This is a genomic window from Rhodococcus sp. FW305-130, assembly GCF_058788335.1.
This window is the reverse complement of record NZ_JBYTAP010000007.1, coordinates 369,346-388,481: the sequence shown is the minus strand read 5'-3', so window position 1 is coordinate 388,481 and position 19,136 is coordinate 369,346. Positions and strand designations below refer to the sequence as shown.

The following is a 19,136-nucleotide window of genomic DNA, read 5'->3' as shown; positions in this document are numbered from 1 at the left end:
ATGGCTTACTGTAGGCCACCGTTGAATTGAATGAACGTTAAGTCAATCAATGTTCCTTGAATTGAGCAACTAGAGGAGACCACTTATGAGCGCCATCGAGGTAAAAGAAGTGAGCGTTCGCTATAGCACGGTGGACGCCCTCGACGCCGTCGATCTTCGAGTGGAGACTGGCGAGTTTCTGACCGTGCTGGGCCCGAGCGGCTCAGGCAAGTCGACTTTGCTAGGCGTCATATCAGGACTCACGACCCCGACATTCGGGGAAATTCGAATCAACGGTGCCGACGTCACCCACACGCCGAGTCACCGCCGGAACATGGGACTCGTATTCCAGAACTATGCGCTCTTCCCGACGATGACTGTCGCCCAGAACGTCGCATTCGGACTCAAGGTCCGCAAGACTCCGCGGAGCGAAATCGGGTCCAAGGTTGCAGATGCCCTCGCCATGGTGCGTTTGGGATCGCTCGGTCAACGTCCCATCGGGGCACTTTCGGGGGGCCAGCAGCAGAGGGTGGCACTCGCCCGCGCCCTTGTGATCCGGCCGACGGTGCTGCTGCTTGACGAACCGCTCGGTGCCCTCGACCGCAAACTACGACAAGAGGTCCAAGTTGAGTTGCGTGATTTGCAACGCGAACTGGGCATCACCACCGTCATGGTCACGCATGACCAAGAGGAAGCGCTCACGCTCTCTGATCGCATCGCCATCGTCAACGACGGATCGATCGAACAGATCGGAAGTCCCGACGACCTCTATCGCCGACCTAGGACACCGTTCGTTGCGAGTTTCCTCGGTACCTCCAACCAGGTCGAGGGGCGTATCGAGCGCCACGGACCGGATTGGGCAGTCGTCTCCGGTGGCCTGAGGATGCCGTGCCGCGAGCCGGCAGAAATTTTGTCGGCAGAAGGTTCCATCGACAGGGTCGCGACGCTACGTCCGGAATCGATCAGCGTTTCGACACGTGACGAAGGCGCAATGGTTCGTGCATCTGTCCGGGACGCCATCTACCTCGGAGGCGCGATCAGATATCACTTGGACCTCGAGACGGGCCACGAGTGGATCGCGGTTTCGCACGACGCGTCTTCCGTCATCGATCGAGGTGCCCTCGTGCACCTTTCATGGTCCCCCGAATCGGTTTGGCTTATGGAGCCCACCACCTTCGACGGTCGGTCCGGACCCGTCGAACTCGTCACTGAAGGAGAAAAGGTATGAAGTTCAGGCTCATCACCTTGGTAGCAGTTTCTGCAATGGCACTGTCCGCCTGTAGTTCCAGTGGCGGGTCCGGCGGCACCCCCGATGCGATTCGCATGGTTGAGACCGGCGGCGCCAGTGGCGAATCGATCAAGGTCGCCTACGGCAACCCATTCACCGAAGCCACCGGCGTCAAGCTCGTTCAGGAGACTCCTCCCGACATGGGGAAGCTCGAGGCCATGGTCAAGTCGGGCAATGTCACCGCCGACCTCTACGAACTGGGTGGCTCGGCCGTCCAACTCGCTGTCGACTCGGACCTCATCCAGAAGCTTGATTGGGAAGCCATCGATCCCGAACCGATGAATGAAGCAGCGAAGACGCCGTACGGGCTGGGCTATCAGACTTTTGCCCTCTATATGGGTTCGCTTAAGGACACCAAACCGATCACGACGTGGCAAGAGTTCTGGGACACCTCCGCAGTGCCCGGCAAGCGAGCGATCCCGGCCTATGCCCGATATGCGCTTCCGATCGCTTTGCTCGCTGACGGAGTGAAGCCTCAAGATCTCTACCCCATCGACATCGATCGAGCGTTCAAGAGCCTCGAGAAAATCGCCGATGACCTGATCCTGTGGGATGCGGCTTCCCAAACGCCACAACTGCTTGAGTCGAAGGAAGCGGTGTACGTCGCGACGTGGGACAACGTCTATCCCAAAGACGGTTTCTATACGAGCTTCGATAACGCGGTGCGTGACCAGAGCTTTATCGTGATCCCCAAGGGTGCGAAAAACGTCGAGTACGCCAACAAGTTGCTCCACGAGATGAGCAAAGTCGAGAACCAGGTCAAGGCGGCCGGAATAATTCCTCTTGCTGGACCCAGCCCGGAACTACTCGATCACCTCAGTGCGGACGTCATCGAGTCGATGCCCGCCAATCCCAGCAACGAAGCCACCCAGGCAACCTACGACTACGCGTGGTGGGCCGAGAACGGCGACGCCGTCAACGAGCGCTGGGAGCAGTTCAAGCTCGAGAGTCTCGGATGAACGACGTCCTGACGTCGTCCCCTCCTGCCGCTGGGCCGGGCTGGACGGCCCGCGCCCGACGAACGAGACCGGCCGCCCGCGATTGGCAGCGAATTGCCCTCGTGGCGGCCGCCCTGATCGTGCTGTTCATGGGTTTCGTCCTGCCTCTTGCCTTGTTGGCTCCCCAGAGCCTGAATGACGGTGACGGCTTCTCGCCGGCCGCATACGCGAAGTTCTTCACCCATCACCTCTACCTCGACATCATCGTGAGCACGGCGAAGATCGCTGGTTGGACCGCTGTACTGTCCGTTCTCGTCGGCTACCCGTACGCCCTGTGGGTGAACAGGCTCGGCCCCCGAATGCGCGTCATCGCCGTCATCGCGGTAGTGCTCCCGTTCTGGGTGAGCATTCTTGTGCGGACCTACAGTTGGACCATCGTGCTCGGCAAGCAAGGCCTGGTCAACGAGGCCTTGGCGAAGATCGGTCTCATCGACCAGCCGCTCGAGTTGCTCTACACGGACACCGGCGTGCTCATCGGCACGGTGAACATCCTCGCGCCGTTCTTCATCCTTCCGATGATCGCTACCATGCGCGCGATCGACAATCGGCTCGTGCTCGCGGCGCGTAGCCTCGGCGCCACGCCCTTCCAGGCTTTCTGGCGCGTGTATTTCCCGATGACTGTTCCGACCCTCGTCTCATCGGCGTTCCTCGTCTTCGTCCTTGGTTTCGGTTTCTACGTGACCCCAGCCATCCTTGGCGGCGGCCGTGTCCAGATGCTTGCCACTCTTCTGGCCTATCTGGTCAACACGTCACCGGACTGGGCTCTGGCCGCGGCGATCTCGGTGCTGCTGCTCGCCACCACCGCACTCGTCGGCATCGTTTCGAAGCTCGTGAGGAAGGACTCCTGATGATCTCACGGTTTGCGCTCTCACTCTGGTCGCTCCTGGTCATGGTGTGGCTGGTAGCACCCGTCCTCATCGTCGTGCCGATGTCGTTCTCGGCCGGTTCGGGCGTCGGTTTCCCGCCGGAGGGGTTTTCCTTGCAGTGGTACGACCGACTGCTGTCGGATCCGATGTGGCTCGAAGCGTTGCAGACATCACTCGTCGTCGCGTTGTGCACCAGCTGCATCGCCGTAGTGGCCGGCACCCTGGCGTCGTACGCCATCGCACGATGGCCAGGGCGGCTCAGCACGTTATTGCGAGCCGCCTCGATGGGTCCGATGGTCGTACCCACGATCGTCCTGAGCGTTGCCATCTACCTCGTGTGGGCCAAGGTCGGACTCATAGGGACAGTCCCCGGCCTCATTATCGCGCACACAACGCTTGCGCTGCCGTTCGTCGTCCTTGTCATGGTCAACGCAGTGTCTTCATTCGACGTGCGCATCGAGCAAGCAGCCTCGAGTCTCGGTGCGAGGCAACGGATCATCCTGACGCGGGTGGTACTGCCGGCCATCGCCCCACACGCATTCGTCGCATGGCTCTTCGCCTTCATCGTCAGTTTCGACGAAGTCGTGATCTCCTCTTTCATCGCCGGAACCCACATCACCGTTCCGGTGAAGATGTTCTCCACATTGCGCAACCAGATTGACCCAACTATCACGGCGATCTCGACGATCCTCATCGCCGTCACGCTGCTCGTCGGTGTCGTTGCCGCAGTGCTCCTGCGCCGCAGACTCGCCTCCGTCGTCGGAACGATTCACTGACGCCACCATCACCACTATTCCCTGACACACCACATCACCCCTGGAGTACAGAGTTCCGTGAAATTCAACCTGTCGACGATTCTGTCGGAATCAGCTCGTATCTCACCCGAAGCGTCATACCTCGTCACCGACGCGGCAACCCACACCTACGCCGAAATAGACGCTTGGGCAGACCGCGCGGCGGGGGTCCTGGCATCGCGAGGCATCGGGATTGGCACACGAGTCGCGCTTCGCTTGCCCAACATCCCAGCCTTCTTCCCCTACTACTTCGCCTTGCTGCGACGAGGTGCAGTGATCGTGCCGATGAACCCGCTCCTCAGCGATCGGGAAGTCGCAACGATCGTCCACGACGCGACGGTCTCGCATCTCATCGTGCTCGGCGAGGACGAGGTGGACACACCGGCGGGGATCCAACGGTGGAACCTCGAAGAGTTGATGGCTACGGAAACCCAGGTCGGACCCCTCGTCGATATCGCTCAGACTGACGGAGACGACACAGCGCTCATCATCTTCACGAGTGGAACAACAGGAAGACCCAAGGGCGCTGAACTCACGCACCTGCAATTGTTCCTCACTGTGCTCCTCGAAGGCGACACCTATGGGATCACCTCTGACGACGTGCTGCTGGGGGCCCTACCGCTGTTCCACATCTACGGACTTTCAGGCGTCCTTCACTCCGCGACCTCGCGAGCTCAGACGATCTACCTGATGAACGGGTTCTCGACCCAGACCGTCTACGACGCAATCGAGAGTCACGGCGTCAGCGTCATACTCGGCGTGCCCACGATGTATCACGCACTCATAGCCGCAGACGACGGCACCCGAGACCTGTCCAGCGTCCGGATCGCTGTCAGCGGTGGCGCGCCGATGCCGATGGAGATGGTTCGAGACCTCGAACGGACTTTCCCGAACGTGACGTACCTCGAAGGATACGGCCTGACCGAGACCTGTAGCGCGGGCACAGTCAACGGGGGCCCGTTCCCGTATCGCGAAGGATCCATCGGCCGGCCGTTGTGGGGTATGCAGATGCGCGTCGTCGACCTCGACGGCCACGAGTTGCCGCCGGGCCCGGACCACACCGGAGAACTCGTCCTGAGGGGCCACGGCATCATGAAGGGCTACCTCGACCGCCCTGACCAAACCTCCGAGGCCCTACGCGAAGGATGGTTGTACAGCGGCGATATCGCGTGGATCGATAGGGATGGCTACGCCTATCTCGTCGGCCGACTCAAGGAACTCATCATCCGCGGCGGCTACAACGTCTACCCCCGCGAAATCGAGGAGGTGCTCCACGCCCACCCCGGCGTCAGCGCCGCCGCGGTCGTGGGCCGGCCGGACGCCCACCACGGTGAAGAAATCGTTGCATTCGTCGTTCCGACGGACGCCAACGTCGACGTCCACGACGTCATCGAATTCGTGCGCCAGAACCTGGCGCACTACAAATGCCCACGAGAGGTGATCATGATCGACTCCCTACCACAGGGCTCCACAGGAAAGATCGACAAATCGGTGCTCAGAGCCACCGTGATCGCAAAAGACACAGTGGGAGACAACGCATGAGCGCCCGCGTCCTCGTCGTCGGTGGTGTCGGCCAGATCGGTCGCCACGTCGTCCGCCTGCTTGCCACGTTGCCCGAAGTGAAAACCGTGATCATAGGCGACATTGCCGCTGAGAGAGCTGAACTGCTGGCGAGCGAACTCGGAGAACGAGGCGAAGCCCGTGCCTTCGACGCGACCGACCGCGTCCAACTCGACCAGGCACTCTCCGACGTCGACCTGGTTGTCAATACGATGGGCCCCTTCGACCGGTTCGGCCTGCCGATTCTTACGGCCGCTATCGAGAACGGCCGCAACTACGTCGATGTCTGCGATGACTGGCAAGCGACCGAATCGTTCTTGGCGCTCGACGAGAAGGCACGTGCCGCGAACGTGACAGCCGTCATCGGTTTCGGTCTGAGCCCAGGGATCACCAACATGCTCGCCATCCGTGCAGCGCGCGGATTCTCGAACATTGACCGGATGCTCACCGGGTGGTCACTTACAGCCGTCACAACCGAGCACGAGGAGATCTTCGACGCAGGCAGGGTCGGATCCGCTGCGACCTACCACTGGATCGAACAAGTCACCGGAACCATCCGGGTCTGGCGCGACGGTGGGCTGGCTGACGTCACTCCCCTCGACGTCATCGAGGTCGACTACCCCGATCGAGGCAAACAACGGGTCTACGCACTCGGCCACCCTGAGCCGATCACGTTGCCCACCCGGATCGGCATGGTTAGCGAGTCGCTCAACGTGATGTCCGGGCCACAGTTCGTCTTCGATCAACTCGTCGAGACCGCAGCAAGAGTCGACTCTGGAGAGTTCAGCGTTGACGAGGCCGTTGCGGCGATGTCAACCAACAAGCGTCACGCAGACGGGACCACACCGCCGGACAAGTTCCCGAAGGTCTGGGCCCACGTCACGGGAATTCGCGACGGAAAGCAAACGACAGTGGCCGCCCATCTGCTGTCCTTGCCGCCTCACCGCATGGGAGGAAACACCGGATATCCGGCCGCTCTGACAGCCGCAGCCCTTTTGCGCGGAGACGTGCAGACTGCCGGGGTTCTGGCACCCGAAGACATTGGGACACCTGAGGCGTTCTTCGAGTCGCTGCGTGCCGTGAGCACCGACCCGGGGGCTTCACTCGACGAATTCCTGATCGTGACCGAGGTAGTCGAGGGTTGATTCTCTCGCGCAGAATGGCGGGGAAAGGTCCCATTCGACGCGAACCATCTCAACATCGTTGTCAGCGAAGAAGGTTGATGTGGGACTGCGCGCGCTCTGCGATGTAGTGCGGCTCATCGAAGCAAACAGCAGACGGATATCTGAGAACGCGTCTCTGTCCGGTGGACCCTTCACCTCATCAACCGATCAACACCCGCCCACTTGACTGATTCACGAGCGAACACTCACGCTGTGGGCGAGCGATGGTGCGGCCATCGAGCATGGTCGCACCATCATTGTCGATCGACTTACACGGTGGGCGAATACTTTCAACGAATCGCCAACTTTGTCGCACGATTCGTCGCCGCTGCGTTCCCGGAAGGACGCCGGAACTCGGTCGTTTACCCAAAAATGCCTCGACAACTGCAACACTGTTGGGGGCCGTCTATCGATCCCAAACTTGAAATTTCGACGGTGCAGTACGCGCGAGAGTAGTGCACGGCGCTCATGACGTCGAGTCGCGGTAGCTTCGATGCAGATCCCCCGCCAGTCGGGGGCAGAGTTCGCTGCCGAGCCCTCGTCCACGGACCCGCAAGCGCCTAGTCGGTCGACGCCTGAAGGCCCATACTATGATGCCTCCGAAGGACTTTGAGACAGTCGCACGGGTCCGCTGGATGTAGTTAGATCACGCAGGCACCCGGCCTCTTGCCCTTGTTCCACTACATCCTCAGCGAGCAAAATTGCTCTGACTCGGGTTTGCCCGGGTTCGTGTCCGTCGGGGCACCGAACCACAACGCACCAACATCTTCGCGACCCACGGTCGATCATTGCGTCCCGATATCTACGCACACGCCCGAGTTACGCACCACACTGTCGGACCGCACATTCGAATGTTCCTGCGCCTCAATCGGCCTCAATTTCGGACGGTCCTCTGGCGAACCTTTCGAGGGCTAACAGGCCGTCGGAGGCAGAACAATACGACCTGAACCGGACCGCAGCGCTTTCTCCACCGGTTTGGGGTGACAAACAGATACGACTCCGGCTCTTCAGCTACCAGGAACAGGCGAGCAACGCGCTTGTAGCTCACCCATCAGCCGTACGATCGGGATGCGGCAATCTCGAACTGCGGAGACAGACTGTCTCCCACCGACAACCATCGACCTCTCCCGACAAACGCTCGCCCAAACACTTGCCAGTGATTCGGAGGAATGATCCTCCACGTATATATCGAGTGTCAGCTCCCCGACGCCCGAAAGAGTTGTCGAAGGGCCTGTGGGACGTACACCGCCGTGCGAAATCGGACTCAATGTAGAAACCCCACTATCAAGATCATGCTTCGTTCGCCGACGAACACCTAAGCGCTGGAACCCATTTGGCACTGCCTGTCGACGTCTGGAAGTCAAGGGGTCGCACCGACCATCCGAAGAGCCAATTCTACGTAGCGTGCCGCAAGTGCGTCGGGCTCCGAATAGGTGTTGGACGGGAACCATCGACTGACGTCGACCCCAAGCGAGGTGATAGCGAGTGCGGCTGCCTCCACGTCGACTGTCTGAAAGTCACCTGACGCGTCACCAGCCTCGATAACTCGGGTGAACACCCTCGATGTCGACCGCCTGATGTCCGCGATGACATTGAAATGCTCGTTCGAGAGCGAACGCAGTTCGTATTGCACGACTCGCGCGAGCGCGCGATTGTCTGCGTGCCACTTCACATAGGCGGCGACGATGGCGGCCAATCTGATCACCGGTGATGCGGCGGGCTGATCAGCCTGCTCAACGGCGATGAGCGCTGCATCGTGTCCTTCCAGACTGATGGCAAACAGTAGAGACTCTTTGGTCTTGTAATGGGGATAGACAGCCCCGGCACTGAGATCCAGATTCGCGGCAATCTCGCGAGTGGTTGTCGCACCGTACCCCTTAGCTGCGAATACCTCGATTGCCGCCGCGCGTATACGTGCGGCGGCCTTTGATGTACCCACCTCACTGACGCAATGGTGCGTGGGCGTACTCATCGCCGGGTTTCCTCTCGATCGGCTGGGCCTTGACAGGTATCCGTCTACAAGGTCAGTATATGCAAGTGCATAGAAAATATGCATCTGCATATTTTTCTTTCGCACGTGACCCACCGCCCTCGCAGATGTAACACGAGCAGGCCGCTCCAGAACCCCAGATTAGCCTCGGGGCAACCTCAAAGTCCGGTACGCCGGAGGCGGACTGAGCATCCATCGGTGTCGAGCATCTGAACCAGGAGAAGGAAACATCAATGGGCAACATCACTTACGACTTCACCGGCAAATCGGTCATCGTCACCGGCGCAGCCCGCGGCATCGGCCAGGCACTGGCACGCCACTTCGCCGAAGCCAAAGCCACCGTCTTCATGGTGGACTTCGACAAGGCCGAACTCGACAAGGCCGCCCGTGACGTCGGCGCCATCGGTATCCCCGCCGACGTCAGTAACACCGACGACGTCGAACGGGTCGTCTCCACCGTGATCGACGAGACCGGCCGAATCGACATCCTCGTCAACAACGCGGGCATCCTGCGCGACAAGGTGCTGTGGAAGCTGACCGACGACGACTGGAATCAGGTCCTGAACGTCCACGCCGGCGGGACATTTCGCTTCACGAGGGCATGTGTACCGCACTTCCGGAAGCAGGAGTTTGGGCGCGTCGTCAACATCACCTCGTACACCGGACTGCACGGCAACCGGGGCCAAGCGAACTATGCCACCGCGAAGGCCGGGATCATCGGATTCACCAAGACCGCTGCGAAGGAACTGGCGGCGTTCGGTGTCACTGTCAACGCCATCTCGCCGAACGCCGCCACGCGGATGACCGCATCGATTCCCGCGGACAAGATCGCCGAACTCACCGGACCGATCTCACGGTTCGCAGACCCTTCCGAGATGGCCGATGCCATCTGCTTCCTGGCTTCCGAGGAAGCCGGCTACATCACTGGCGTCGTCCTTCCGGTCGACGGCGGGGTCTCCATGTGACACCACTTTCCGAACGGATGAACCCATGACCGATGTACTCTCCCGGCGCGACATCGACTTCCTGCTCTACGAATGGCTCGATGTCACCTCGCTGACCTCCCGCACACGCTTCGCCGAACATTCGAAGGATACTTTCGATGCGGTGCTCGACCTCAGCGCGAACATCGCGCACAAGCATTTCGCCACGCACAACAAGAAGGCCGACGCTCAGGAGCCGACCCTGCGCTCCGACGGCACCATCGACATGATCGGCGAGGTCAAAACCGCCCTCGCCGCCTACGCTGCGTCGGGGCTGATGGCGGGGCAATTCGACGAGAGCGTCGGAGGTATGCAACTACCCGCCACTGTGGCGCGGGCGGCGATGGCCTGGTTCCAGGCCGCCAATGCAGGCACCGCCGCATATCCGTTCCTGACCATTGCCAACGCCAACCTGATCGCGGCTTACGGCACCGAACAGCAGATCGACGACTACCTTCGCCCGATGCTCGAGGGCCGGTACTTCGGCACGATGTGCCTCTCCGAACCCCAGGCTGGGTCGTCGCTGGCGGACATCACCACCCGGGCGATCCCGCAGGAGGACGGCAGCTACAAGTTGACCGGCACGAAGATGTGGATCTCGGGAGGTGACCACGAACTCACCGAGAACATCGTGCACCTGGTGCTGGCAAAGACCCCGGGCGGCGGCCCCGGAGTCAAAGGCATCTCGTTGTTCATCGTCCCGAAATTTCTTCCCGGCGTAGACGGCAGTGTCGGTGAACGCAACGACGTCACGCTGATGGGCCTCAACCACAAGATGGGTAACCGCGGCACCACCAACACGCTGCTGGCATTTGGCGATGGAACACATTCCCCGGCAGGACAATCCGGCGCTGTGGGATTCCTCGTGGGGCAGGAACACCGGGGTCTGTCGTATATGTTTCATATGATGAACGAGGCCAGGATCGGTGTCGGTTTCCTCGCCACCTCACTCGGTTATGTCGGCTATCTGAAATCGCTCGAGTACGCGAAGGTACGAACCCAGGGACGCCCGCTCGGAGCCAAGAACCCGTCTTCTTCGCCGGTTCCGATCATCGACCACGCCGATGTCCGCCGCATGCTGCTCGCACAGAAGTCCTACGTCGAAGGCGCTCTGGCCCTTGGTCTCTACTGCTCCAGGTTGGTTGACGAGCACGAAACCGTCGAAGATGCAGCAACCGCTGACGAAGCAAGTTTGCTCCTCGACATCCTGACCCCGATCGCGAAGAGTTGGCCATCACAATGGTGCCTCGAAGCCAACAGCCTCGCCATTCAAGTCCACGGCGGATTCGGCTACACCCGCGACTACGACGTCGAACAGCATTACCGCGACAACCGCTTGAACCCGATTCACGAAGGTACCCATGGCATTCAAGGACTAGACCTGCTGAGTCGTAAGGTCACCATGCGCGACGGTGCCGGCTTGGTCCTGCTCGGATCAAAGGTTGCCTCGACCATCGAACGCAGCAGGCTTCTCGGGGGCGAGACAGCGAGTTACGCGGACGAACTCGATTCGGCGTGGAACCGTATGGTCGAGGTGACGACGATCTTGCGCTCGACGGATGACGCGGCGATATCGTTGGCGAACTCGTCGGTGTATCTGGAGGTATTCGGACACACAGTGATTGCATGGATGTGGCTCGAACAGCTCACCGCGGTCGTCGGCAAGGACGGCGACTTCTACGACGGAAAGCGCCATGCCGCCCGCTATTTCTATCGTCATGAGCTACCGAAAGTCGCACCGCAATTGGATCTGTTGGCGCGCCTTGATCGGACCACTCTCGACATGAACCCCAGCTGGTTCTGAGTCGGATGAGGCATTGCACATGAGCTCTCGACGAGTTCCTCATCGCCTCGAATCATCACAGGGCAAAGAAACCGAAACCCATGGAAGGGGTCGCAAGTCTGGATGGCCACCGTCCCGACGGCCTCCTCATATCACTGTGCGTTCCGCCACAACCGAGCTAGTCACCCGAAAACATCTGTCCACCAACCCGAAGCACATCAAATCGTACGTACCAGATATACAGGAGAGATCATGACCCGTGCGGCAATTGTGTCCACAGCACGTACCCCCATCGGCAAAGCCTACCGAGGAGCGTTCAACAACACCCAAGGTCAAGAACTCGCAGCACATGCGATCAAACACGCACTGAGTACCGCTGGCCTCGACCCCTCCGACATCGAAGATGTAATCCTCGGTTGCGCGCTTCCCGAAGGCTCGACCGGCTTCAACATAGCCAGGCAGGCGGCACTCCGCGCCGGCCTCCCGGTAGCTGTCCCCGGAATGACCGTAGATCGGCAGTGCTCCTCCGGACTTATGGCTGTCGCAATCGCCGCAAAACAGGTTCTGGTAGACGGCATGCGGGCCACCATTGGCGGTGGCGTCGAGTCGATTTCGCTCGTTCAAAATGCGCATGTCAACAAATATCGCGCACGCGACGCCTGGCTCGAAGCGAATGCTCCCGGGATTTACATGCCCATGCTTCACACAGCCGAGATTGTAGCAACGCGATACGGCGTAAGCCGGGATCGCCAGGACCAGATGGCATTTGAGTCTCACCGCCGTGCCGCACAAGCACAAAACAACGGAATCTACGACGCGGAGATCGCTCCGATCACCGTTGTCAAGATCGAAGTCGACAAGGTCACCGGTGAGCAGCGAGAAATCGAGGTCACTCTCACGCGAGACGAAGGGGTGCGCCCGTCGACCACTCTCGACGGGCTTACCGGACTCAAAACCGTCCTGAAGCCTGGTGAAGTCGTGGATGCTCCTACTGTCACCGCAGGCAACGCCTCTCAACTATCCGACGGCGCATCCATGAACGTCATAGTCGACGAACACTTCGCCAAAGCCAATGGCCTTACCCCTCTTGGGTATTACCGCGGGATTGCAGTCACTGGCTGTGCCCCGAACGAAATGGGTATCGGCCCAATCGCGGCGATACCGAAGCTGCTCAAGCAACACGGCCTGACGGTGGACGACATCGGTGTCTGGGAACTCAATGAAGCGTTCGCCGCCCAAGCCGCCTACTGCGGCGACACAATCGGCATCGATCCGACAAAATGCAATGTGAATGGTGGCGCAATTGCCCTCGGCCATCCTTACGGAATGACCGGTGCGCGCGCAGTTGGCCATGCACTACTCGAAGCGCAGCGCCGCGGCGAACAATTCGCAGTCGTATCCATGTGTGTCGGTGGCGGTATGGGGGCCGCAGGACTTTTCGAAACAGCCTAACTGGCAACCTCATCCACGGTTGCCCTCGACGAGCAAAACATCAGGCTGGACGTCGCACCATACCGGCTAGCGCCGTCACGCTCAGTCGGAAAGGGCGATTCAAGTGATGGTTCCCGCCGCAGCGAGAACGGTTGGGTGCGGGTGATCGCGCGACAGGGCGATCACCCGCATACGAGATCGAACCGAGACTGTTCCAGGGATGGAATTCATGCCTCTGCTAGATTCTTGCGCGCAACTCGGAGCGCCGCCTGTCTACCCAATATTCGTTTGCGTCGAACTGGCAGACCCTTGTCCTGCCCTGACAGTTCGCGAGATGTACGGCCACCTGTCCGCGGCGATAGACTGAGACAGTCCACCTAAATACAAGCGGCCCGGGCGATCCCAGCTCGACCCTTCTTGGATTCTGCAGATTGCAGCGATGCATCAGCATTTTTCGGATTGGTACCGTCACCCAGACAGCCGAAACACCGACTGTGGCGGCGGATGACCACTTTTCGAATGCCCGGCCACGGTTGTCGCACCCAGGTAACCATCGCTGCTCTACCGCGTAATCGTCAGGTCTCAGCAGTGAGCGTCGCTCAACTCGTCACTCTGGGCGACCCTCAATCTCACCAATCACTCAGCGAGGACAGACAAGGTGCGTGCGACACACACTGGCTTCTCTTCGCCCTCTCTCTCAACGACGAACTTGACAGTTGCACGCAAACCGTGTTGACCCCATTCCACATGCTCGAGTGAGGCAATCGCTCGTACTCGTGAACCCACCGGCACGGGTGAGGGAAACCGAACAGATTCCGACCCGTAATTGAGCGCCATCGACAGACCCTCGACAGTGAAGATCTCCGACTCAAACCGTGGGATCAGGGAAAGGGTCAGGTATCCGTGAGCGACAGTCGTACCGAACGGGCCCTCGGCGGATCTTTCACGGTCTGTGTGGATCCACTGGTGGTCATCCGTCGCTTCAGCAAATTGATCGACACGCGCCTGCGTGATCGTCAACCATTCACTCGTTCCGAGCTCCTCACCGACCGCTGCTGCAAATTCACCAAGATTGCCAAAATTTCTCATGAGTCTCGCTCTCCAATTTCACACTTCGTCGTATCAAATTTCGCCGCTACTTCACTCCCGCGGGTACAAATTCACAGCCGCACGTAGCCCGGCTCGGCCATCTCGACGACAAGCAGTTCATCAACATTGGGCCTGATCGGATCTGTCAGGCTGCCGAGATGCGCGAAAAAGGTCCGAGGGTCGACAGCTTGCTCAGGTGCTGAGACCCCCTTGGCGTCGATCTGTCCCAGCGCGAGCATCTTGGCCCCGACCGCGAGGGGATATCCAGTCATTCCCCCCATTACGTAGGGCGGCCATGCTGTCAGGTAGGCCACAGCCGCCCGCCGCTCAGAACCGGTGAGTCCCTCCACATACGCCCATACTCGTGGGAACGGGTCTTTGGGCGTGAGCGACGGGTCTGCGGGTCGTTCAGCGCTCGCGACCAACTTCGCTGCCTCGAATAGGTCGATCTCTTCGCGGTCATAGGATCTCGCGATTTCCGCCACGTGTTCGAAGAGCCAATCGGGGCCTGACATCACATTGCTTGATTCGATGAGGTGAGGAAAAACCCGAGGAAGGGTAATCGGCTCTGGATGTCCGCAAGAAACAACTGTCTGTTTACCTAGACTGGGAAAGTTGACAATTCCACGCTCCAGTGGCGCCACATCGGTCAGCTCTCCGTTGCGCCAACTCCGAACCGTGCCACTGCACTGAAGCATCCAATGCTGCATCGCAGCCGATCCCGCCCCCGGCATGTCATACGCGGCTTCGGGCACGACCCCACTACTGGCTAGCTTCCACCCAGTAAGCGCAGTGTCGACGATGTCGAGTCGTTTGCCGGCTTCTACAGCAAGCAAGTTGGTGATACCGGGGCTCATTCCAAGCCCGATCACTGCCGTCAAATTGCGATCGGCGGCAAGCCCGTCAAGCTCGAATGCTTCAACGGTGGCCTCCCAGTCGTCGTCGATATCGAGGTAGTTGCACCCCATCTCTAGTGCGGTCTCGAGGATGAGACGTCCGAATCGAGCGAAGGGACCCATCGTATTGAGTACGACATCAACATCACGGAATACGCGTTCGAGATCGTCCCGATCCGTAGCGTTCGCCTGGACCGCAAATGCCTTGGGACCAACTTCGCGTGCGAGTTTCGATGCCCGATCTATATCAAGATCAGCGATGTCAATTCGTTCAATCTCGTCGTAAGTGGCAAGCGCACGGACTGTGTGCCGGCCCATCTGTCCTGCACCTCCGATCACGACCACTCGCAGAGTGCGATCTAGACACTGGGACATTTTCAGCAAACCTCCATTGATTGGCAAGGGCTCGAAAGAGAATTCGATCTCTACGGTTCTGCATTCGCGCAGTGTGCGGCCACGAATGCACGCTCATGCGCGGACCGCGGTAACACTGGGCGGGTTGTGGCTGTACAGCACCCGTCATAGAAGGCTCGGGCGAGATCCGCGGTCGCCGACTGACGGCTCCGCCCCGCAGTCGCAGCGCAACAAACCTGCACCACCCCATGAACCGATCACCGTGCTGCACACCATCGCCCGTTGGCACAACCTCCGTCGTCCACCAGCGAGACGTAGTCCGATTATATATCACACGTGCAAGTTAAATCTAGTATGAAGTGGAATGCCTCAAAGCACTGGCGGTGACTGATGACCCGAGCCCGGACCCCGCGCGTCACCGCCGCCCACTAGGGTTTTCTAAGTCGAACGTTCGAAAATATTTGCCATGAGGGGTGGATGGTGCCGAAAATTGTGGATCACGACGAGCGCCGAAAGGAGATCGCTGATGCGGTACTCGATCTCATCGCCCGCGTGGGGATCGACGGCGTGACTTTGCGTGAGGTCGCCCGCGTCTCGGGGTGGTCGACGGGCATACTAAGCCACTACGGGGGCAGCAGAGATGAATTGCTACTACTCGCACTCCGCCGGGCCGCCGAGCTTGCAGGGGAGAGTTTTCGAAAAGCTTCGCAAGATACGTCACTTTCGGATCTCGACAAGATTACTGAGATCATCTATGAATCTCTACCTGTGGGCCATTCGCGCTTAGCGCTTCAACGAATATTCCTATTTTACTACGCGCGGGCCGCAACGACGACTGACGATCTATTCTCAGCTGAAATGCGCCGGTATCTTGAAAACTGGCGTCGAGTCATTGCGCGATGCGTTGACCGAATCACGGAATCGGGTGGTTTACCACCTGGGGCCGACTCGGCTCGAATAGCGGCGGACATTGCAGCTATCGCAGACGGATCGAGCCTGCATGCCATTCTAGACCCGATATTGATGGACCGCCTGACCGAGGATCGATCGATCCCGCATTCGTGGGTAACAGCAGTATTGCAGGCAGCGGGCTACGACGACACACCACACTTTCATATGCCAGAATGAAATAGACATTCGCTGAGATGTCTTCTCTACGGCTGGCAGCCGCGGTACCCGATATGAAGACTCTTCGATCAGGGAAATATCCCTCAAAATAAGAAGAATTTCCAAATTTCAACTTTGATACCAACACAGCGCCGCCGCCAGCCAATATTGCCCCGACAACGGCCTCACCAGGCAGACTGGACCTCATCGCACGGAACAGTTCAAGTAATGCCGCGAGGCGTCTCGTCCGGGGCTGTCGGCTCCATCGACAGGTGCGCGGCACGACTCTGGCAAGCGAAAGCAGTCGCCCATCAGCGGCGACCCCAACGAACGAGTTCACTAACTCTGACAGCTTCCGCCACCAACATTAGATCTCACTGCAAGAATACCTAGTGGTAGCTCCCGTCTATACCTGAACCCAACTTTCAGACCTTCGACATAGAGCGGGCCAGTACTGAAATGCCCTTCTTGCTCTTCACTGTCGAAAATTCCCAAAAAACTCGCAAGCATCCACCAGATGCCCGTGCACCTCACACTCCCAGACATGCGCGGCCGATCATTGTGAGATTCACCCTTCGATTGTTTCATCCAACCACCGCCGACGCCAAATGACATGCCGGATTTTTCACCTTCTTCCATTGTCCAGCACTGCGCAACGACCATCTGGAAAAATTCTTTACGCCGTCCCGATCACCGAGCGGGAATGCTCTGGTCAAGCAACGCGCACGCTATTCTCACTTTTCAACAACGCATTTGGCACCTGCATACCGACCGTCCTCGAATGCCACTAGGAAAATTGGGCAACTGATCAGAACTGCACCCACGCTCACCAACGACTCATCCGCAACTCGATGGCACCCTCGCTGGGAGCTCCGCTTGGCAGCAACGACGTTGTGAACCTCTTCATCGTCTGCGATCGGGGTGATCGATTTCATGAACAACGCCCGACTCTTCTTCGCCGCACACGGAATCACCCGGATCGAACGGATGATCACGGACGACGGATCATGCTACCGGGCAACAGATTTCACAGCTTCGCTCGGAACCTCTCGACACCAACGGATCAGGCCGTACACCCCGAAACACAATGGGAAAGTAGAACGGTACAACCGCATCCTCGCCGAAGAACTGTTGTACTCCCGTGAGTACACCAGCGAGCAGCAACGCCGCATCGCCGTCGAGGTGTGGAATATTCACTGCAACTACCATCGACCGCATTCAGCACGCGGAGGACGACCGCCCGCCTCTTACGGCCGGCACCGCGTCACCAACGACCGTTCCTCGTACACCTATAGCTCACATAGCTCACACAATTGGCTAGATTGGTCTGATGACGTCTGTACTGCCTGATCGCGGCGCTGGACCTGACATGTTCGCGCCGCGATCGCCGGCGGCCGGGGCGTACGGCATTCTCGGCCTGTGCGCCGAAGAACTCCGCGCACGTGGACTGGCGTACTCGGCTGCCGCGGTCACCTACCGAGACCCGTCGACCGGACGGCATCGGGCCCTGGCGAGTTCCGGATACGACGCCAGGGTGCTCGAGGTCCTGCTCGACGACTTCGTCACTGACCGCGATTTCTCCATTGTTCGCGAGGCCTCAGGTGTGCCGGTTTTCTGGCAGGACGTGCCACGATTCGAGCAGACCGAGATGGTCACCGACGTTCTGCGGCCGTCCGGGTACGCCGAGGGCGCGTCGGTCGCATTGGGGTTCTCAGGCCGTGAGGTGACCGGATTACTGCACATGAGCTTCGCGGATTCCGGCGTCGTCGATCGCGTACGGGAGGTGGTGGCGGCGTCCAGCGCAGCCTGCTCGCGCGTCGTGGGAGACCAGGTGGCGCTCGATCGTGTCCATCTGAGCCCACGGGAGATTCAAGTACTGCAATTGGTGGCCAAGGGTGCGGGCAATGTCGAGATCGCTGAGGAGCTGTTCGTCAGCCGTCGCACCGTCGCCACCCACCTCGAGAACATCTTCGTCAAGACCGGAACCAATTCACGGGTTCAGGCAGCGGTGCGCGCCGCCAAGTGGGGTCTGATCGAGTCCTGAGTGACGCTGTGCGAGGGGAGCCCTACTATCACCCATTTTTGCCTCCCCCATTCTGTTCACAACTTGCGTTTCACGTTTGCGGCCGGGCTGTTGCGGCGGTTGCGTTGTTCCTGGCTTCGGTGTACGCCAAACGGGTGACGCCGTCGATCGCGGAATGCAGGTAGATGTAACCGAGGCGAGGCTGCTTCGATCGCGCCTCGCGTCGCCTCGATCGCTTGGCCTGCTCGGACCCGCGACCGTGAACGCGCCATCCGCCGCCGTCGGGGATCTTCCCAACTTTCTTGATGTCGACGTCACCATCTGGCCGGATCGTTTCGCGCTGATGACTTGCGGTTTTCGGTTGTTTTCGCCTTTCGGATCGATGAACCGGCGACGATTCAAGCCGAGGCCCAACAGGATTTTCGTGACCGGCCGGCGACCAAGGACGATGCCGTCGGTGCGGAGCTCGAACGTGATTCGTGAGGCCGACCATTTCCGGGTCCGTCGCATGGATTTGATCCCGGCCACGACCTCCGCGGCTGTGGCGGTCGGGTGGTGGTTGGGCGAGCTGGATCGGTCCTGTAATCCCAGTTCGCCGTAATTGCGATACCGATTGACCAGGTGGAAGCGCATTGGCGGGAGATACCCATTTCGGCCGCCACGTGCGCGATCGGACGAGTTCGGCACCGCTCGACGAGGCGTCGTTCTTTCCTCGTCAGTCAGCGGAGCATCACGATGTGGCACAGGGCTGGTCCCTTTGCTCGTGATGGTCTGTTTCGCAACTCCCATCCTGCCGCGAAGGGCCAGCCCGTCTACTTCATTCCCGCGTCAG

14 protein-coding genes and 2 pseudogenes are annotated in these 19,136 nt (G+C 59.7%); 12 read left to right on the top strand and 4 right to left on the bottom strand.

Translation table 11 applies throughout. The annotated features are described in order from the left end of the window. Positions 1 to 109: 109 nt before the first annotated feature. From AC3WQS_RS23225 to AC3WQS_RS23200, 6 genes are read left to right on the top strand one after another with little or no spacing between them, the layout of a single operon-like run. Positions 110 to 1,207, top strand: a complete 1,098-nt coding sequence (locus AC3WQS_RS23225; RefSeq protein WP_492741552.1) for an ABC transporter ATP-binding protein — start codon at positions 110 to 112, stop codon at positions 1,205 to 1,207. Continuing rightward, positions 1,204 to 2,226 (top strand): extracellular solute-binding protein, encoded by a 1,023-nt coding sequence (locus AC3WQS_RS23220; RefSeq protein WP_192712643.1) that lies wholly within the window; start codon positions 1,204 to 1,206, stop codon positions 2,224 to 2,226. Before AC3WQS_RS23225 ends, AC3WQS_RS23220 begins: the two co-directional genes overlap by 4 nt. Next, a complete protein-coding gene (locus AC3WQS_RS23215; RefSeq protein WP_192712644.1) occupies positions 2,223 to 3,113 on the top strand; it encodes an ABC transporter permease in 891 nt (296 codons plus the stop codon). Before AC3WQS_RS23220 ends, AC3WQS_RS23215 begins: the two co-directional genes overlap by 4 nt. Further along, positions 3,113 to 3,907 carry an ABC transporter permease gene (locus tag AC3WQS_RS23210; RefSeq protein WP_192712645.1) on the top strand — a complete coding sequence of 265 codons (795 nt, stop codon included), beginning with the start codon at positions 3,113 to 3,115 and terminating at the stop codon, positions 3,905 to 3,907. Before AC3WQS_RS23215 ends, AC3WQS_RS23210 begins: the two co-directional genes overlap by 1 nt. A gap of 57 nt (positions 3,908 to 3,964) precedes the next feature. Continuing rightward, the gene (locus AC3WQS_RS23205) at positions 3,965 to 5,467 is read left to right on the top strand and encodes a class I adenylate-forming enzyme family protein (protein WP_492712527.1); all 1,503 of its coding nucleotides are present in this window, start codon (positions 3,965 to 3,967) and stop codon (positions 5,465 to 5,467) included. Further along, positions 5,464 to 6,630: a saccharopine dehydrogenase family protein gene (locus AC3WQS_RS23200; protein WP_192712647.1), complete on the top strand. Its 1,167-nt coding sequence runs from the start codon at positions 5,464 to 5,466 to the stop codon at positions 6,628 to 6,630. The genes AC3WQS_RS23205 and AC3WQS_RS23200 overlap by 4 nt, the downstream gene beginning before the upstream one ends. 1,378 nt (positions 6,631 to 8,008) lie before the next feature. On the opposite strand, the gene AC3WQS_RS23195 is transcribed toward AC3WQS_RS23200, so the two are convergent. Continuing rightward, entirely contained in the window at positions 8,009 to 8,620 is a 612-nt protein-coding gene (locus AC3WQS_RS23195; protein WP_192712648.1) for a TetR/AcrR family transcriptional regulator, read from the bottom strand. Between the two features lie 251 nt (positions 8,621 to 8,871). Between AC3WQS_RS23195 and AC3WQS_RS23190 the strand changes: the two genes are divergently transcribed. From AC3WQS_RS23190 to AC3WQS_RS23180, 3 genes are all read left to right on the top strand, one after another. Next, complete coding sequence (locus AC3WQS_RS23190; protein WP_192712649.1) at positions 8,872 to 9,603, top strand: SDR family NAD(P)-dependent oxidoreductase; 732 nt, start codon at positions 8,872 to 8,874, stop codon at positions 9,601 to 9,603. 25 nt (positions 9,604 to 9,628) lie between these two features. After that, the gene (locus AC3WQS_RS23185) at positions 9,629 to 11,425 is read left to right on the top strand and encodes an acyl-CoA dehydrogenase (protein ID WP_192712650.1); all 1,797 of its coding nucleotides are present in this window, start codon (positions 9,629 to 9,631) and stop codon (positions 11,423 to 11,425) included. Between the two features lie 231 nt (positions 11,426 to 11,656). Further along, the gene (locus AC3WQS_RS23180; RefSeq protein WP_192712651.1) at positions 11,657 to 12,856 is read left to right on the top strand and encodes an acetyl-CoA C-acyltransferase; all 1,200 of its coding nucleotides are present in this window, start codon (positions 11,657 to 11,659) and stop codon (positions 12,854 to 12,856) included. A gap of 615 nt (positions 12,857 to 13,471) precedes the next feature. On the opposite strand, the gene AC3WQS_RS23175 is transcribed toward AC3WQS_RS23180, so the two are convergent. Then, positions 13,472 to 13,924: a MaoC family dehydratase gene (locus AC3WQS_RS23175; RefSeq protein ID WP_192712652.1), complete on the bottom strand. Its 453-nt coding sequence runs from the start codon at positions 13,922 to 13,924 to the stop codon at positions 13,472 to 13,474. A gap of 71 nt (positions 13,925 to 13,995) precedes the next feature. Next, positions 13,996 to 15,195, bottom strand: a complete 1,200-nt coding sequence (locus AC3WQS_RS23170; RefSeq protein ID WP_492712572.1) for a saccharopine dehydrogenase family protein — start codon at positions 15,193 to 15,195, stop codon at positions 13,996 to 13,998. 456 nt (positions 15,196 to 15,651) lie between these two features. Between AC3WQS_RS23170 and AC3WQS_RS23165 the strand changes: the two genes are divergently transcribed. The 3 genes and pseudogenes from AC3WQS_RS23165 (at position 15,652) to AC3WQS_RS23155 (ending at position 18,325) form a co-directional block, all read left to right on the top strand. Beyond that, a complete protein-coding gene (locus AC3WQS_RS23165) occupies positions 15,652 to 16,302 on the top strand; it encodes a TetR/AcrR family transcriptional regulator (RefSeq protein ID WP_192712654.1) in 651 nt (216 codons plus the stop codon). Between the two features lie 891 nt (positions 16,303 to 17,193). Then, positions 17,194 to 17,571, top strand: a pseudogene (locus AC3WQS_RS23160) (integrase core domain-containing protein); the annotation flags it as partial. A 40-nt stretch (positions 17,572 to 17,611) separates the two neighbouring features. Next, positions 17,612 to 18,325 (top strand): helix-turn-helix transcriptional regulator, encoded by a 714-nt coding sequence (locus AC3WQS_RS23155; protein ID WP_192712656.1) that lies wholly within the window; start codon positions 17,612 to 17,614, stop codon positions 18,323 to 18,325. 85 nt (positions 18,326 to 18,410) lie between these two features. Here the strand turns inward: AC3WQS_RS23155 and AC3WQS_RS23150 are convergent. After that, positions 18,411 to 19,048 (bottom strand): annotated as a pseudogene (locus AC3WQS_RS23150) (helix-turn-helix domain-containing protein); the annotation flags it as partial. Between the last annotated feature and the right edge of the window lie 88 nt (positions 19,049 to 19,136).